This is a genomic window from Pseudomonas baetica (genome assembly GCF_019733355.1).
GTDB lineage: Bacteria > Pseudomonadota > Gammaproteobacteria > Pseudomonadales > Pseudomonadaceae > Aquipseudomonas > Aquipseudomonas baetica_A.
The window spans coordinates 158,439-173,318 of record NZ_JAIHLQ010000012.1 but is presented as its reverse complement, the minus strand read 5'-3'; the positions used below and the strand labels follow the sequence as shown (position 1 = coordinate 173,318).

The 14,880-nt window shown below is 57.7% G+C and carries 13 protein-coding genes and 2 pseudogenes; 6 read left to right on the top strand and 9 right to left on the bottom strand.

The genetic code is table 11. The features are described from left to right. Positions 1–138: 138 nt before the first annotated feature. Together K5E40_RS13555 and K5E40_RS13550 are read right to left on the bottom strand one after the other, a co-directional pair. Positions 139–429, bottom strand: a pseudogene (locus K5E40_RS13555) (DUF6124 family protein); the annotation flags it as partial. A 377-nt stretch (positions 430–806) separates the two neighbouring features. Further along, positions 807–1,214, bottom strand: a complete 408-nt coding sequence (locus K5E40_RS13550; protein WP_221731203.1) for a hypothetical protein — start codon at positions 1,212–1,214, stop codon at positions 807–809. A gap of 299 nt (positions 1,215–1,513) precedes the next feature. On the opposite strand from K5E40_RS13550, the gene K5E40_RS13545 reads away from it, so the two are divergent. Next, positions 1,514–1,972, top strand: a complete 459-nt coding sequence (locus K5E40_RS13545; RefSeq protein WP_221731202.1) for a ubiquitin-like protein — start codon at positions 1,514–1,516, stop codon at positions 1,970–1,972. A gap of 86 nt (positions 1,973–2,058) precedes the next feature. Here K5E40_RS13545 and K5E40_RS13540 read toward each other — a convergent pair. Then, positions 2,059–2,241, bottom strand: a pseudogene (locus tag K5E40_RS13540) (polysaccharide lyase family 7 protein); the annotation flags it as partial. A gap of 165 nt (positions 2,242–2,406) precedes the next feature. Between K5E40_RS13540 and K5E40_RS13535 the strand changes: the two are divergent. Continuing rightward, on the top strand, positions 2,407–2,547 hold the full coding sequence (locus K5E40_RS13535; protein ID WP_221731201.1) for a hypothetical protein: 141 nt from the start codon (positions 2,407–2,409) through the stop codon (positions 2,545–2,547). A gap of 89 nt (positions 2,548–2,636) precedes the next feature. On the opposite strand, the gene K5E40_RS13530 is transcribed toward K5E40_RS13535, so the two are convergent. Beyond that, a complete protein-coding gene (locus K5E40_RS13530) occupies positions 2,637–3,305 on the bottom strand; it encodes a polysaccharide lyase family 7 protein (protein WP_221731200.1) in 669 nt (222 codons plus the stop codon). A gap of 321 nt (positions 3,306–3,626) precedes the next feature. On the opposite strand from K5E40_RS13530, the gene K5E40_RS13525 reads away from it, so the two are divergent. Genes K5E40_RS13525 through K5E40_RS13515 form a run of 3 tightly spaced genes read left to right on the top strand, consistent with a single transcriptional unit; the run spans position 3,627 to position 6,609 of the window. After that, positions 3,627–5,750 (top strand): bifunctional diguanylate cyclase/phosphodiesterase, encoded by a 2,124-nt coding sequence (locus K5E40_RS13525; protein ID WP_221731199.1) that lies wholly within the window; start codon positions 3,627–3,629, stop codon positions 5,748–5,750. Positions 5,751–5,794: 44 nt separating this feature from the next. Continuing rightward, positions 5,795–6,286 carry a M48 family metallopeptidase gene (locus tag K5E40_RS13520; protein ID WP_221731198.1) on the top strand — a complete coding sequence of 164 codons (492 nt, stop codon included), beginning with the start codon at positions 5,795–5,797 and terminating at the stop codon, positions 6,284–6,286. 26 nt (positions 6,287–6,312) lie between these two features. Next, the gene (locus K5E40_RS13515) at positions 6,313–6,609 is read left to right on the top strand and encodes a helix-turn-helix domain-containing protein (protein ID WP_221731197.1); all 297 of its coding nucleotides are present in this window, start codon (positions 6,313–6,315) and stop codon (positions 6,607–6,609) included. A gap of 97 nt (positions 6,610–6,706) precedes the next feature. On the opposite strand, the gene K5E40_RS13510 is transcribed toward K5E40_RS13515, so the two are convergent. After that, entirely contained in the window at positions 6,707–7,159 is a 453-nt protein-coding gene (locus K5E40_RS13510) for a GNAT family N-acetyltransferase (protein WP_221731196.1), read from the bottom strand. A gap of 255 nt (positions 7,160–7,414) precedes the next feature. Here K5E40_RS13510 and K5E40_RS13505 point away from each other — a divergent pair, with 255 nt between their 5' ends. Then, positions 7,415–8,152, top strand: a complete 738-nt coding sequence (locus tag K5E40_RS13505; protein ID WP_221731195.1) for an ABC transporter substrate-binding protein — start codon at positions 7,415–7,417, stop codon at positions 8,150–8,152. 120 nt (positions 8,153–8,272) lie between these two features. Here the strand turns inward: K5E40_RS13505 and yccS are convergent, their stop codons facing one another. The 4 genes from yccS to mdtD all read right to left on the bottom strand — a co-directional run bounded on the left by yccS (position 8,273) and on the right by mdtD (position 14,863). Then, entirely contained in the window at positions 8,273–10,465 is a 2,193-nt protein-coding gene (gene yccS / locus K5E40_RS13500) for a YccS family putative transporter (RefSeq protein WP_221731194.1), read from the bottom strand. A 226-nt stretch (positions 10,466–10,691) separates the two neighbouring features. Continuing rightward, entirely contained in the window at positions 10,692–11,870 is a 1,179-nt protein-coding gene (locus tag K5E40_RS13495; protein WP_221731193.1) for an NAD(P)/FAD-dependent oxidoreductase, read from the bottom strand. 99 nt (positions 11,871–11,969) lie between these two features. Then, the gene (gene dbpA / locus K5E40_RS13490; RefSeq protein WP_260455775.1) at positions 11,970–13,307 is read right to left on the bottom strand and encodes an ATP-dependent RNA helicase DbpA; all 1,338 of its coding nucleotides are present in this window, start codon (positions 13,305–13,307) and stop codon (positions 11,970–11,972) included. Positions 13,308–13,435: 128 nt separating this feature from the next. Beyond that, positions 13,436–14,863, bottom strand: a complete 1,428-nt coding sequence (gene mdtD, locus K5E40_RS13485; protein ID WP_221731191.1) for a multidrug transporter subunit MdtD — start codon at positions 14,861–14,863, stop codon at positions 13,436–13,438. Positions 14,864–14,880 lie beyond the last annotated feature (17 nt).

The following is a 14,880-nucleotide window of genomic DNA, read 5'->3' as shown; positions in this document are numbered from 1 at the left end:
AAAATCTCACGGCGGGTTCGCTTACGTTTACCTGCGTACTCGGCATCGGCGAAAGAAATCTGCTTCATGGGGGGATCAACCGTTCAGCTCATGTGATGGGAGATATTTCACCAGATTTTGAAACCTTTTTCAGAGTTTCCCTAGCGCGGTTTTGCGGTGTGAGGTATCGAGCATCGCGGCGAAGTTGTTGAGCATTTCGCTGGCTGACCCCAGGGTTTCGCTGGCGTTGGCCAGCAGGGATTCGGTGTTGTACTTCGGGTTGGCGAAGTACATGGCCTCGGGTTCTTGGGTGCTGGCCATGATGGCCGCCGCGGGGTTGAGGTAGTGGTCGAGGGCGCGTTCGGCGGCGTCGTGAAATTTTTTTGAGTGGGGGGATTCGTAGGGGGATGCCGGGTCGGTGACCGGCGGATGAGGCGTTGATTTGATCATTTGCTCGAAACCTGATTGGAGTGCCCCCTCTCTGGCTACTAATCAAAGTGGAGGCAACTGTACGCAGGTTAGTAGACCGGGGTTTCGAGCAAGCCGGCGCACCCGAAGGTGCCCTGCGCACAGCTACCATCAAGCGCAGGAATCGCAATCCCTGACTGACAGATACTTGTGCACCAAGCTTGAAACCACGGGCTACTAAACCCGATCACTGGAAATCAGTGACGCGAATCAAGTTACCGATGGCCCTCCAGGCGCACAAGCCGGCGGATTCTGGCGTACCCGTAGGCAACGACGCAAGCTGTTGTAGGCCTGCGGATGTAACGTCTTACGAATGTAAACAACTCGTGGAAATGCCCGTCTTGCCCCGTGCAAACAGCTCAACCAAGCATCCAGCGTTTCAAGTGAACGAGTGACCCACCGTAACGCGGTTTTTCTACAGTTGCGTGGGCGGAGCGAGATGGCTGGGCAACGGGTTTCTCTTTCAAGTGATAACCGGTCAAGGCTTGGCCTGCGCCTGGCGAGGCATGAGCCCGGATGACGCTGAGTGTCGGATAACCTCTAAGGCTGTCGATCTCTCCCCACCAGCGGCCCTCTATGCCAGCGATATCTGTCATAAACCCGATCTCGGTGTAAGTGCTGTCACGCTGACGATAAGTCCCGGCAATCGGGTATCGGTGACCTCGTTCTTCCAGCGTACCTCGGAGCTGGCCGTCGTTTTCTGCATGGGCAATATCTATGCAAAAGCTGTTGTTGTCGTTGCAGAAAATTCCGAGTGGGCCAGGCATGGGGCGTCTTCTTGAACAATTGATGGCATTGCCAACGCTATCGATTCTGGATCTGGTCGCCTACTGTGAAATCTGACAGGTGTTTATATTGTTTGGCGATAGGCGCCCGTTAGAAGTATGCGTTTTGTTGTAAGAGAAAAGAAGTTGCTCGAGTTGATGCTCGATCGAGTGCAATGGTTATGGGCGTTATTCAGAATCGATATTAAAACCTGTCAGGTTTGACAGTGGTCAATTTTAATGTTGGCCGTGAATATCGAGGCTCAAATTAACTGTTCTATTAGCCTCTAAAGGAATTGACCATGGACGACGAATATAGAGCAACTGCGGGGATGAAAGTTGTCGTCGGATATACTTTTAATGATGCGATTTCAGGAGCGCAGGAGCATCGAGTTTTTTCAGGCTTGGTGGAATCAAAAGACGATTCAGCGCTAACCATAATCAGTGATCGCGATAACTACGACCGAAGGACTATCTTGTTTAAAAACATAATCAGTTTTTCATCGGATGCCATCATGTTAAATGTACTAGTAATGTCGGGCGAGCAGGGCGAGTCGGATAATGTGGATGATTATTGTAAATTCTATTTTTCTTCATCAGAGCCTATACGGAATGTTAAGGTGTTAATTCAGTCTGACGCAGACATTCCTCCTGCTAAGCAAAAACTCGTGTTCGAAGGTAAACAACTCGAAGATGGACGAACGTTGTCTGACTATGGCATCAGCGACGAATCTACTGTCCAGTTGTTTATTGCTGAATGAACACGGTGGCTGCCTGAAGCTGTGATCATTTGATCTTGCCTTTTATTTAAAAAGCAAAGTCAAAAGATCGCAGCCTGCAGCAATGCCTAAAGAGGGGGCGTGGGCTGTTTATCGTGATCGATACCGAGTTTACTGAACGTCAACTGCCCACCCTCACTCGTGTACCCGGTGTTGTCCTGCACATGAACCCAAGCCTTGAAGTACCGCGGCTTGTTGCGCCACGTCGCGCTGATCTGTTAATCCCACTGATAACCTGCCGCGCTGATGCCCCTTTCTCTTCGAATTCAGTTTCCAGGCTGACGTTCATCTGAGGTTGTGCAGACGCTACGGGCAAATATTGCCAATCGGTATAAGTAACTGTCAGATCTGACAGTTGCCAGTACTACTATTTTTACTCAGTCTTCAGTCTCCACCAAGTAACGGAGTACTGAGTCATGAGCAAGAAAGATTTATCCCCTATTAAACCGAAAGGCCCTGCCCCTGTATCCATCCCGACGGAATCCACACCGATTGAACCTGAGATCAAAAATTCAAAAGGCCCGGCACCGATTACACTTCCCACAGAGAAAAATTAACCAACGAGTAACGAAAACCCGCAGCCATGCGGGTTTTCGTCGTTGATGCATTAATGGTGGGAAAACTGTTAATGATTGGTAGGCATGGCCTATTTATCGTGATCAATATCCAGTTTGGAGAACGTCACCTGCCCACCCTCACTCGTGTACCCGGTGTTGTCCTGCACATAAACCCCAGCCTTGAAGTACAACGGCTTGTTGCGCCAGGTCGCGCTGATCTTCGAATCCCACTGATAACCCGCCGCGCTGACGCCCAGTGCGCCGCCGGGGCTCAAGTGGATGAGGTAGTTGAATTCGTTATCCAGTTTGATCCCGGTGGCGAGGGTGATGACGCGGCTGTCGTCTTCATCGGGGTGCATGCGCACTTTGATCACCAGGTTGCCGGTTTGGGTTTTGGTCTTGTACTGGTATTCGAGTTTGACCAGCGGTTTCTGGCTTTGGTAAGCGTGGATCTGGCCGATGACGATCTTGCCGGAGCTGGGCACTTTGTTGACCGTGACGGTCGCGCGCAGCAGGTTGTCGGCGTCCGGGTAATACCAGTTGCGCAAGGTGCCATTGCTGTAGGTTTCGCGCAGTTCGGTGCGCGGGTAGATGGCGTTTTCGGTCTTTGATCCGGTCACCGGCGACCAGAAAAACAGCGTGCCGGTGTCGGAATGGAAGTACTGATCCTTGAAGCCCTTCACCAGTTTGGAGGTTTCGACGGTGTACGGCGGGCTGCCGACTGGAACGCTGAGGTTCCAGGTTGCGAGATCGATCATGTCGGTTCTTCCACTCGATTGATCCTGAACGCGCGTGCCAGAAGCTCTAGTCCGCGCCTTTTGGGGGCGGTCTTTATAAGCGTAGAGGCGTTTTTTGTTAACGGCCGTTTGGCAGATGATTGGCGTCAACATCCTGTCGAAATGCCATCTTTCACGGTTTACGCGGGCTGTAGCGACGACCGTTAGTCGGCTAGACAATCATTGGTTAGCTGATGGCCTGATGACAGCTTCTGCTTTTGCCGATCCGGGACTAGAGTGAAGCCTCTATATGTGTACGGTTTTTAACGGAAACCGATCTGATGTCCCGACAAGAGAAGCAGCATGGAATGCGCGCAAACACAGCCAGGTGAAGGCAGCTCAGTCCTATTGATCGTTGATGACTACCCTGAAAATCTGATTAGCATGCGGGCTTTGCTGCAGCGTCAGGATTGGCAGGTGTTGACCGCCGCCTCCGGTTTCGAGGCGCTTAACCTTCTGCTCGAACATGACGTCGATCTGGTGCTGCTGGACGTGCAGATGCCAGGCATGGACGGTTTTGAAGTCGCGCGACTGATGCGCGGCAGCCAGCGTACGCAACTCACACCGATTATCTTCCTCACCGCCAACGAACAGTCTCAGGCTGCCGTGATCAAGGGTTACGCCAGTGGCGCGGTGGATTATCTGTTCAAGCCGTTCGACCCGCAGATCCTCAAGCCCAAGGTGCAGGCATTGCTGGAGCACCAGCGCAATCGTCGAGCCTTGCAACGTTTAAGCCGGGATCTTGAATCCGCCCGGGCCTTCAATGCTTCGGTGCTGGATAACGCCGCCGAGGGCATTTTGGTGCTGAGCGAGGATGGTTTGATTCGCTTTGCCAATCCGGCGATTTCACGGTTGCTCAATGCGCCGGTAAGGGATCTGGAGGGTAAGGAGTTTCTCGACTATCTGCAGAAACCGCACATTCCGGTGTGGGCCGATTCCGAGTTTTACACCCGCTATCAGCTTAGTGAAACGCTGAGACTGCACGATGCGTTATTACGCACGGCGCCGGGCCAGCAGGTGCCGGTGGCGCTGTCTTGTGCCGCGTTGCCCGCCGAGCAACACGCCATGGTGGTGACGGTGCTGGATATGTCGGTGGTGCGCCACTTGCACCAGCAACTCGAATTTCAAGCCGTCACTGATCCGCTGACCGGGCTGCTCAATCGTCGTGGTTTTTACCAGACCGTGGAAAACCTGCTGCAGCGCGGCGAACGCAACGACAGCAGTTGGGTATTGCTGTATCTGGATCTCGACGGGTTTAAACGGGTCAACGACTCACTCGGTCACGATGTCGGCGACCGTGTGCTGCGCTGGGTGTCCGAGCAATTGAAGGCTTGCCTGCGACCGTTCGATATTTTGGCGCGCATGGGTGGGGACGAATTCACGGCGCTGCTGGATCTTGAGTTTCCAGAGCAGGCGGCGAAGATTGCGGAAAAGCTCATCGAACGGGTGTCGATCTGTCAGCAAATCGAAGGACTGGACATCGCCCTCGGCGCCAGTATCGGCATCGCCACTTATCCCGATTGCGGGTCGAACCTCGACGGACTACTGCGTGCTTCGGACATCGCTATGTACGAAGCCAAGCGTGCCGGGCGTCAGCAATATCGTTTCTACGATCACGAAATGAACGGTCGGGCGCGTTCGCGTTTGATGCTGGAAGAAAGCGTGCGTACCGCCATCGAAAACCGCGATTTCAATCTGGTCTATCAACCACAGGTGGCGATCGACAGTGGCCAGATCCGTGGTTTTGAGGCGCTGTTGCGTTGGCAGCACCCGAGTGTCGGCGACGTGCCGCCGGGGCTGTTTCTGCCGTTGCTGGAAGAGGCGCGGCTGATCAGTCGCCTCGGCAGCTGGATTTATCATTGTGGCGCCGGTCAGCGCAAAGCCTGGGAAACCTTGTTTGCCGAAGACCTGGTGCTCGGCGTGAGTTTGAGCAACACCCAGTTCAGCCTGCCGAATCTGGTCACCGAGTTGCGCCAGGTCATGGAGCGGCACGCGTTGCAGCCGCGGCAACTGGAGGTCGAAGTCACCGAAGAGGCATTGATGCAAAACCCCGAGGAAACGCGCAAGCAGTTGCGTTTGCTGCGCAATCTGGGGGTGCGGGTGGCGCTGGATGACTTCGGCTCCGGGCCGTGTTCACTGGCGCATTTGCGCGATCTGGAACTGGATACGCTGAAGCTCGATCGCCATCTGATTGCGCGATTGCCGGACTCCAAACGCGATGCCTCACTGGTCAGCACGGTGATCACGTTGTGCAAGCAATACGGGTTGCTGGTGATCGCCGAAGGGGTCGAGACCATCGAGCAATACCAATGGCTGCAAGCCCACGGCTGCGAGTACGTGCAAGGCTTTTTGGTGGCGCGGCCATTGATTGCCGAAGATGCCGCAAGCTTTACCGAGCCGTTTGACTGGAGCGCGTTGTCCGGCTGAATTCGCTACACTGGCGCACCTTTTTCGAACCGTGTCGCTCGTCCATGACTGTGTTGAAGTATCTCCAGGCCTATCCTGCGCCACTGCAGGATCAGGTGCGCCAACTGATCGCCGACGGGCGTCTGGGTGAATACCTGGATCAACGCTATTCGGGGCGCCACGATGTGCAGAGCGACAAGGCGCTGTACACCTACGCCTTGGACTTGAAGCAGGAATACCTGCGCAACGCCCCGGCCATCGACAAGGTGCTGTTCGACAACCGCCTCGACCTGACCCATCGCGCCCTCGGCCTGCACACCACGGTTTCGCGTGTGCAGGGCGGCAAGCTCAAGGCCAAGAAAGAGATTCGTATCGCCTCGCTGTTCAAAGAGGCGGCGCCGGACTTTCTGAAAATGATCGTCGTGCATGAACTGGCGCATTTCAAGGAATCGGATCACAACAAGGCATTCTATAAATTGTGCGAGCACATGCTGCCGGGGTATCACCAGGTCGAGTTTGATCTGCGGGTGTACCTGACATGGCGGGATATGCAGTGAAGAGCTGTCACGTTGGGAGTGTTTGGATGGATGTCAGCAAAACCAAAAGCAGTTTTTACCGACGTCTCTACGTCGCGTATCTGATCGATAGCGGCTTGGCGCCCAGCGTGCCGGCGTTGACTGAAATCACCGGGATGCCCCGGCGCACCGCGCAGGACACAATTGCCGCGTTGGCGGATCTGGACATCGTCTGTGAGTTCGAGCAGGAAGAAGGCGCCCGCAACCATGCCGGGCGCTATAGGGTTCGTGAGTGGGGGGCGATTGATCGCGGGTGGATCGAGCGCAATTTGGGCCAGATCAAGGCTGTGCTTGAGTATCCCTGAGCCTTGTATCGATTGAACTGACACCTTCGCGAGCAAGCCCGTTCCCACAGGAGAATGTATCCCGACTGTGGGAGCGGGCTTGCTCGCGAAGGGGCCGTCAGGAACGGCGCATCCCGATGTGCGCAATGCCATCCTCCAGGTATTCCTCACCCACTGCGACAAACCCGTACTTGCCGTAATACCCCTGCAAATGCGCCTGTGCCGACAGGTAGATCGGCACCTGCGGCCAATGCCGTTCGGCCTGTTTCAGTGCCTGTTCCATCATCTCGTGGCCCAGCCCTTTACCACGCGCCTGTGCGGAGGTCACTACCCGGCCGATGACCACGTCGCCGCCCTGGGACTCCGGATCCAGCAGGCGCAGGTAGGCGACCAGTTGGCCCTTGTCCCAGCCCATCAAATGGTAGGTGTCGCCCTCCAGATCCTGCCCGTCGAGATCCGGATATGCACATTTCTGTTCGACCACGAACACTTCCGATCGCAACTTCAACAGTGCGTACAACTGCTCTTTGCCCAGATCGTTGTGATGTTTGCAGACCCACTCGATTGTCATTGTCCGACTCCTTGAACGTGTCGCCCGATACTAAGCGCACTGGCCGCAGATGTCTTTATGGCGTAAGAGTCTGTGACAAAGGTCAAAATGCCACTATTCCTTTCTCGCGACAGTGACATCTTTGTGTAATCTGCACAGGAGCGCTGTGCAATGGCTCCAATGAGCTAATGTTAGGGCCTGGGTTTTGCCGGTAAGGGGCCTTGGGGTTTTGACTGAAAACACGCTGGGCTGCTCGCCCGCTAAGGATTTTCAAGCATGCCGCGACTGCATCGAGCCTTTGCTTTGATCGGGTTGCTCTTACTGGCTCAAACCGCCGTAGCGGACAAGTTGCGGCTGGTGTTTGATATCTGGCCACCCTTTACCGATGACACCTTGGTCAACGGCGGTCTGGCCACAGACATTGTCAGCACCGCGCTGGCCCGGGCCGGGTATGCCAGCGATTACGAGCAAGTGCCGTGGGCACGGGCACTGATGGGTGTCGGTGAGGGTCGCTACGATGTGCTGGTCAACGCCTGGTATAACGACGAGCGCACCAGGCTTGGGCAGTTCTCCGGTGAGTACCTGCTCAACCGCGTCCGCTTCCTCAAGCGCAAAGACACGCCGCTCGAATACAGCAACTTGCAGCAACTGCACACGTATCCGATTGCGGTGGTGCGCGGTTACGCCTATTCGGCGACGTTCGATGCCGACACCGCGTTGCAGAGAGTCCCTGTGCATAACTTTGCCATGGCCGTGCGCATGCTCGCGGCGGACCGGGTCAAGTTGACGCTGGAGGACGAGTATGTGGCGCGCTATTACCTGGCGCGTGAATCACCGAAGGTGCGCAATGCCGTGGAGTTTTTGCCCAAGCCGTTGAGCGAGAACAGCCTACATATTCTGGTGAGCCTGAAAAACCCGCAGCATGAGCAGATTGTCGCGGGGTTTGACAAGGCGATAGCGGCGATGAAGGCCGATGGCAGTTATGACAAGTTGTTGAGGCAGCATGGGATGTGAGGGCTGACCCAGATTCTGTGGTGCTGCGATGGCCTCTTCGCGAGCAGGCTCGCTCCCACATGGGTGCTGTGTCGTGCACACATTCACTGTGGGAGCGAGCTTGCTCGCGAAGGCGTCCTGTCAGCCAGCGCCAATCTCATTGGTGTCTTTGATCAAATGCGCCGCCAAGGTACGCAACGGTCCGAGCTGCCGGTAAATCAGCGCCAGTTGTGTCTGCACCAACCGCTGCCCCTCATCAATTTCATCGGGCATCTGTTCCAGCTCATTGGCCAGCGTTTCTTCTTCATCGCTCTGAATCGCAATCGGCTGTTTGCTCGCCAGCCCTTGGGCGATTTCATCGATGCTCGTCGCCAGTTTCACCCCGGCGCCGCCGATCAAGTGTTCGCGCACATCCGCCGGTAATTGCGTTTCCCGGTGTGCGCCCAGCCCCGACAGGTAGCTGAGCAGGGTGTGCGACAGCACCAGAAAACGGAACCCCACATCCGCTTCCTTACGAAAATGCCCCGGCTCCATCAGCATGTTCGCCAGCGTCGTCGACAGCGCTGCATCGGCGTTGTGCGCGTTGCGTCGAGCCAGACGATAAGCGAGGTCGTCGGTTTTGCCAGCGGCGTATTGCTGCATGATCTGGCGCAGGTAGATGCTGTTGCAGGTCAGGGTGTTGGCCAGCACTTTGTTCAGGCGTCGACCCTGCCAGTCCGGCAGGAACAGGAAAACGGCCAGCCCCGCGATCAGACTGCCGAGCAAGGTATCGAACAGCCGTGGCAGGAACAGCCCGTAACCGTCGCCGACCTGATTGAAGCAGAACAGCACCATGATGGTGATCGCGGCGGTGGCCAGGGTGTAGCGGGTGGTGCGGTTGGTAAAGAACACCACGCCGGCAGCAATCGCAAAGCACGACTGCACCAACGGGCTGGGGAACAGATCGAATAGCGCCCACGCTACGGTCAGGCCGATGGCAGTGCCGAAGATCCGCTGGCCGAGTTTACGGCGTGTTGCGCCGTAGTTCGGCTGGCAGACGAACAGCGTGGTGAGGATGATCCAGTAGCCTTGCGATGGGTGAATCAAATGCACCATGCCGTAGCCGATACTCAACGCCAGCGGCAGGCGCAGGGCATGGCGGAACAGCAAGGACGTCGGTGTCAGTTGGGTGCGCAGGCGAATCCAAACGTCTTTCAGATTGCGCGGCGAGCGGTCGAGCAAACTGCTGTCGGTGGCATCGGCCAAGGCATCGGGGTTGCTCGCATCACTGAGCAATCGGTCGAGGGTGCCGAGGTTGGCGGCCAGTGCGCGCAGTGAGCGCAGCAGGCCGCGCCAGGCCGGGTTGCTCTGGATGCGCAGGTGTTCGAGGGAGGCATCGAGGTCGCTCAGGGCTTCAGCGAAACTGGCGTCGTAGACGAAGGGCTGACGCATCTGGATCGATTCGGCCAATGCCCGGCAGGCCTTGCCTTGCTGGCGCAACAGGCGCTGACAACGGAACAGCACGTCGCTGTGGAAAAACGCATCGGCCAACGCGTTGTACGGATAGTGCGAAGAACTGGCGCGTTCGTGGATGTCCTGGGCGAGGAAGTACAGTTTCAGGTAACGGCTGACTTTCGAGCCAGGGCGACCGTTGCCGACGCGGTGCAGGATGATTTCCTTGGCGCTGTTCAGCGCAGCGACCACGCGACCATTTTGCTGGGCCAACTCCAGCCGTCGTGCTTCGACGTCCATCTGCCGGATCGGCTCGAACAGCGACGATTTGAGCTTCAGGTAAAAGCCCAGTTCACGGAACAGTCGCGCCAGGCTTTGCTGCACGGGCTGATTGGAGAACAGCGCCTGCCACAACACCGACAGCAGGCCGTACCACGCGGCACCAGCTACCAGCAGCATGGGCTCGTGCCAAAAATCGATGACAGCGCCGCCGCGCTGGTCAACGCCGATCATTGTGTACACGGAAAGAATCAAGGTCGCCGAGGCAATCGCGCCATAACGCTCGCCGAGCGCACCGAGCATGGTCAGGCCGAAACTGGCCAGTGCCAGGGCAACGGCAAAGACGATGGGGTAGGGGAAGAGCAATTCAACCGACAGCGCGGCGACACTGAAACACACCAGCGTCACGGCGAGCGCATTGAGACGGCCCTGCCAACTGTCGTCGGTTTCGGCCAGGGCGCTGGCGATGATCCCCAGGAACAACGGGATCAGCAGCCCCATTTCATCCTGATACCAACACAGCGCCATGCTGCCGGTCAGGGCGATGAACACCCGCACGCTATAGCTGAATTTATCCAGCGCCCACAGGCGCCGCAAAGACTGACGAAACGAGGTCGAGGACATGAAGTGCGAAGGCCTTCCGAGGCGATGCCGCTAAATTGAGCCAGTAATGACGTCGACGCAATGGCGCCGATCACATCTGACAGCAAAAAGTGTTCCTTTGAGCTCTACACATAACAACTGTGGGAGGGGGCTTGCTCCCGAAAGCGGTGTGCCATTCAACATCAATGTCGACTGATCCACCGCATTCGCGAGCAAGCTTGCTCCCACAGTTTTGATTTTTTTGGGATCAGACGTACTGCGCCGCCGCGTAACCCGAGGCCCAGGCCCACTGGAAATTGAAGCCGCCCAAATGGCCGGTGACGTCGAGCACTTCACCGACGAAATACAGGCCAGGGCTTTTCAGCGATTCCATGGTCTTGGAGGAGACTTCGCGAGTATCCACGCCGCCGAGGGTCACTTCGGCGGTGCGATAACCTTCGGTGCCGGCCGGCACGACTTTCCAGCTGCCCAGCCTGTCGGCGATTTCCGCCAGTTCGGCGTGGGTGTACTGCTTCATCGGTTTGGACTCGAACCAGTTGTCCGCCAGCAAATTGGCCATCTTCTTGGTGAAGATTTCACCCAGCAGGGTTTTCAATTCGCTGTTCGGGCGTTCGGCCACTTGCTGTTGCAGCCACGCGGCGGCGTCGTGATCGGGCAGCAGGTTGATCTGGACCACATCGCCGGATTCCCAGAACGACGAGATCTGCAAGATTGCCGGGCCGCTGAGCCCTCGGTGAGTGAACAGAATGTTCTCGCGAAAGCTCTGATCGTTGCAGCTCACCAGACAATCCACCGACGTGCCGGACAGCTCGGTGCACAGTTCCTTGAGCTGATCGGTGATGGTGAACGGCACCAGGCCGGCGCGGGTCGGCAGCAGTTCATGGCCGAACTGTTTGGCCACCTGATAACCGAAACCGGTGGCGCCCAGTGTCGGGATCGACAGGCCGCCAGTGGCGATCACCAGCGATTGGCACTGGATCTGGCCGAGTGTGGTGTCGAGCAGGTAACCGCTCTCGACTTTCTCGATGGTCTGGATCGACGTGTCGAGGTGCAACTCGACGCCCACCTGATCGCACTCGTCCAGCAGCATGCCGAGGATGTCGCTGGACTTGTTATCGCAGAACAACTGGCCGAGTTTTTTTTCGTGGTACGGCACGGCGTGTTTGCCGACCATGCCGATGAAATCCCACTGGGTATAACGCGCCAGTGCGGATTTGCAGAAGTGCGGGTTCTGCGAGAGGAAATTGCTTGGTTCGGTGTACATGTTGGTGAAATTGCAGCGGCCACCGCCCGACATCAGGATTTTCTTGCCGGCCTTGTTCGCATGGTCGAGCAGCAACACCTGACGCCCACGCCCGGCGGCGGTCAGTGCACACATCAACCCAGCGGCGCCAGCGCCAATGATCACGACTTCGGTAGAGCGCAAAACGGTGTCCTCACAAAGAATTCAAAATTCACCGAAGACCAATGTGGGAGCGGCGGTGCGACGGCTCCCACATTTGATCTCTGTCGGGCAGCAGATCAGTTACAGGATACGTACGCGCAACGAACGGCCCTTGATCTTGCCGTCGTTCAGGCGCTGCAAGGCCTGCATGGCCACGGTACGTTCAACGGCCACATACGCCTGGAAGTCGAAGATCGCGATCTTGCCGACCTGAGCGCCCGGGATACCGGCGTCGCCGGTCAGTGCGCCAAGGATGTCGCCCGGGCGAACCTTGTCTTTACGGCCAGCGCCGATGCACAGCGTAGTCATCGGCGGCTGCAGCGGGGCGAGGCCCTGGGATTTGAGGTTGTCGACCTGATCCCAGTTCAACGGGGATTTCTGCAATTGTTCGATGGCTTGTGCGCGATGCGCTTCACCCGGTGCAACGAGGCTGATCGCAATGCCTTTCTCGCCAGCGCGACCGGTACGGCCGACGCGGTGAATGTGGATTTCCGAATCACGGGCCAGTTCGACGTTGATCACCATGTCCAGCGCATCGATGTCCAGACCACGCGCGGCAACGTCGGTGGCGACCAGTACAGAAGTGCTGCGGTTGGCGAACATCGCCAGCACCTGATCGCGATCGCGCTGTTCCAGGTCACCGTGCAGGCCGACGGCGGAGATGCCTTTGGCGGTCAGGTGATCGACGGTTTCCTGCACTTGCTGCTTGGTGAAGCAGAACGCCACGCAGGACGCCGGGCGGAAGTGGTGCAGGACTTTGGTCACCACGCTCATGCGGTCTTCTGGGGAAATCTCGTAGAAACGCTGCTCGATCTGCGTGTCATCGTGGAACGCTTCGGCTTTGACCGTTTGCGGATCACGCATGAACTTCGACGCCAGTTGCTTGATGCCCACCGGGTAAGTGGCGGAGAACAGCAGGGTCTGACGACGCTCCGGGGTCTTGACGATGATGTCTTCGATCGCGTCGTAGAAACCCATGTCGAGCATGCGGTCGGCTTCGTCGAGGATCAGCGTGTTCAGGCCGTCAAGGACCAGCGAGCCTTTGCGCAAGTGCTGCTGAATGCGCCCCGGTGTGCCGACGATGATGTGCGCGCCGTGCTCCAGCGAAGCGATCTGCGGGCCAAACGACACGCCGCCGCATAGGGTCAGCACCTTGATGTTGTCTTCGGCACGGGCCAGACGACGGATTTCCTTGGCAACCTGATCGGCCAACTCGCGCGTCGGGCAGATCACCAGGGCCTGGCAACCGAAGTAGCGCGGGTTGATCGGGTTGAGCAGGCCGATGCCGAAAGCTGCGGTCTTGCCGCTGCCGGTCTTGGCCTGGGCGATCAGGTCCATCCCTTTGAGGATCACCGGCAAGCTCTGCGCCTGGATCGGCGTCATCTGGGCATAACCGAGTGATTCGAGGTTAGCCAGCATGGCGGCGGACAGCGGCAGAGTATTAAAAGCGGTGGCGATGGTGGTCACGGGACTGGCCTGCAAAACAAAATGTCGCGCAGTGTAGCAGCCCCGTGCCATTTTCTTCGAAAGTTCTGGACGAACAGTGACTAATGTTCGAAGTGTTCTTCCGGGTGTTTGGCGCGCCGGCCGGTTTCCTTCGAGAGTTGCGAGAAGATCGTAGCGGCAAGCATCGCCATGACGCCAACCGTCACGAAGGTCAGTTGGAACGCCCCCAGAACGGTGTCCACGCCGTCATTTCCGGCCTCGGCGGTAAACCCGCCCAGCAAGGCCCCTGCACACGCCACCCCCAGGCTCAACGACAATTGCGCGACCACCGACAGCAAGCTGTTGCCACTGCTGGCGCTGGCGTCGTCGAGGTCGATCAGGGTCACGGTGTTCATCGCGGTGAATTGCAGCGAGTTGATCGCCCCGAGAATCGACAACTGACACAGCAGCAGCCAGTAGGGGGTCTGCCCGCTGACCAGGCCCATGCTTGCCAGCATGATCCCCAATGCCAGCGTGTTGCCGGTGAGCACGATGCGATAACCGAGGCGTTCGATCAGCGGTCGCGCCAGCCACTTGGCAAGCATTGCCGCTGCGGCCAGCGGCAGCATGCTCATCCCCGCTTGCGAGGGCGAATAACCCAGCGCTACCTGCAGCAGCAATGGCACCAGAAACGGCAGGGCGCCGCTGCCCAACCGCGCGAACAGATTGCCGAGAATGCCAACGGCAAAGGTGCGGGTCTTGAACAGTGATGGCGAGAACAAGGGGTTTTCGATGTGGCCTGCGCGCAACCAATAAGCAGCGAGGCAAGCCATGCCGCCGAACAGCAGCAACATCACCCGCAGGTGCGGCAAGTGCAGTTCGCCGAGGCCCTCCATGGCGATGGTGATCAGGATCATCGCCGCGCCGAACAACAGGAAACCCAGGCCATCGAAACGTGTTCGCTCAGTACCGCGCAAGTCGGGAATGAACTTCCATACGGCGTAACAGCCAATGACGCCGACCGGCAGGTTGATCAGGAAGATCCAGTGCCACGTCAGGTATTGCACCATCCAGCCGCCCATGGTGGGGCCGATCAGCGGGCCAAGCAGGCCGGGAATGGTGATGAAACCCATGATCCGCACCAGCTCGGAGCGCGGGTAGGCACGCAGCACCACCAAGCGCCCGACCGGCAGCATCAACGCGCCGCCCAAACCCTGAATGACCCGTGCCCCGACCAGCATGGTCAGGCTGCTCGATACCGCGCAGAGCAGCGAGCCGAAGCTGAACAGCAAGATCGCGCCGAAGAAGATTTTCTTGGTGCCGAAACGGTCGGCGATCCAGCCTGAAGCCGGGATCAACAGGGCCACGGTGAGCATGTAGGCGATGATCACGCCTTGCATGCGTAACGGATCTTCGGCCAGGTCGCGAGCCATGGCCGGCAAAGCGGTGTTGAGGATGGTCCCGTCGAGGGACTGCATGAAGAAAGCGATAGCGACGACCCACGGCAACCAGCGTGTGGTGATGGCGTCGAGAGGCGGGCGGCTGGGCATGGAACCTCTTTCGAATT

Bases quoted from the DNA above. Each gene is read 5' to 3' on its own strand.
- K5E40_RS13550 (WP_221731203.1), bottom strand. From the start codon at position 1,214: ATGCCTGGCCCACTCGGAATTTTCTGCAACGACAACAACAGCTTTTGC.
- K5E40_RS13545 (WP_221731202.1), top strand. From the start codon at position 1,514: ATGGACGACGAATATAGAGCAACTGCGGGGATGAAAGTTGTCGTCGGA.
- K5E40_RS13535 (WP_221731201.1), top strand. From the start codon at position 2,407: ATGAGCAAGAAAGATTTATCCCCTATTAAACCGAAAGGCCCTGCCCCT.
- K5E40_RS13530 (WP_221731200.1), bottom strand. From the start codon at position 3,305: ATGATCGATCTCGCAACCTGGAACCTCAGCGTTCCAGTCGGCAGCCCG.
- K5E40_RS13525 (WP_221731199.1), top strand. From the start codon at position 3,627: ATGGAATGCGCGCAAACACAGCCAGGTGAAGGCAGCTCAGTCCTATTG.
- K5E40_RS13520 (WP_221731198.1), top strand. From the start codon at position 5,795: ATGACTGTGTTGAAGTATCTCCAGGCCTATCCTGCGCCACTGCAGGAT.
- K5E40_RS13515 (WP_221731197.1), top strand. From the start codon at position 6,313: ATGGATGTCAGCAAAACCAAAAGCAGTTTTTACCGACGTCTCTACGTC.
- K5E40_RS13510 (WP_221731196.1), bottom strand. From the start codon at position 7,159: ATGACAATCGAGTGGGTCTGCAAACATCACAACGATCTGGGCAAAGAG.
- K5E40_RS13505 (WP_221731195.1), top strand. From the start codon at position 7,415: ATGCCGCGACTGCATCGAGCCTTTGCTTTGATCGGGTTGCTCTTACTG.
- yccS (WP_221731194.1), bottom strand. From the start codon at position 10,465: ATGTCCTCGACCTCGTTTCGTCAGTCTTTGCGGCGCCTGTGGGCGCTG.
- dbpA (WP_260455775.1), bottom strand. From the start codon at position 13,307: ATGCTGGCTAACCTCGAATCACTCGGTTATGCCCAGATGACGCCGATC.
- mdtD (WP_221731191.1), bottom strand. From the start codon at position 14,863: ATGCCCAGCCGCCCGCCTCTCGACGCCATCACCACACGCTGGTTGCCG.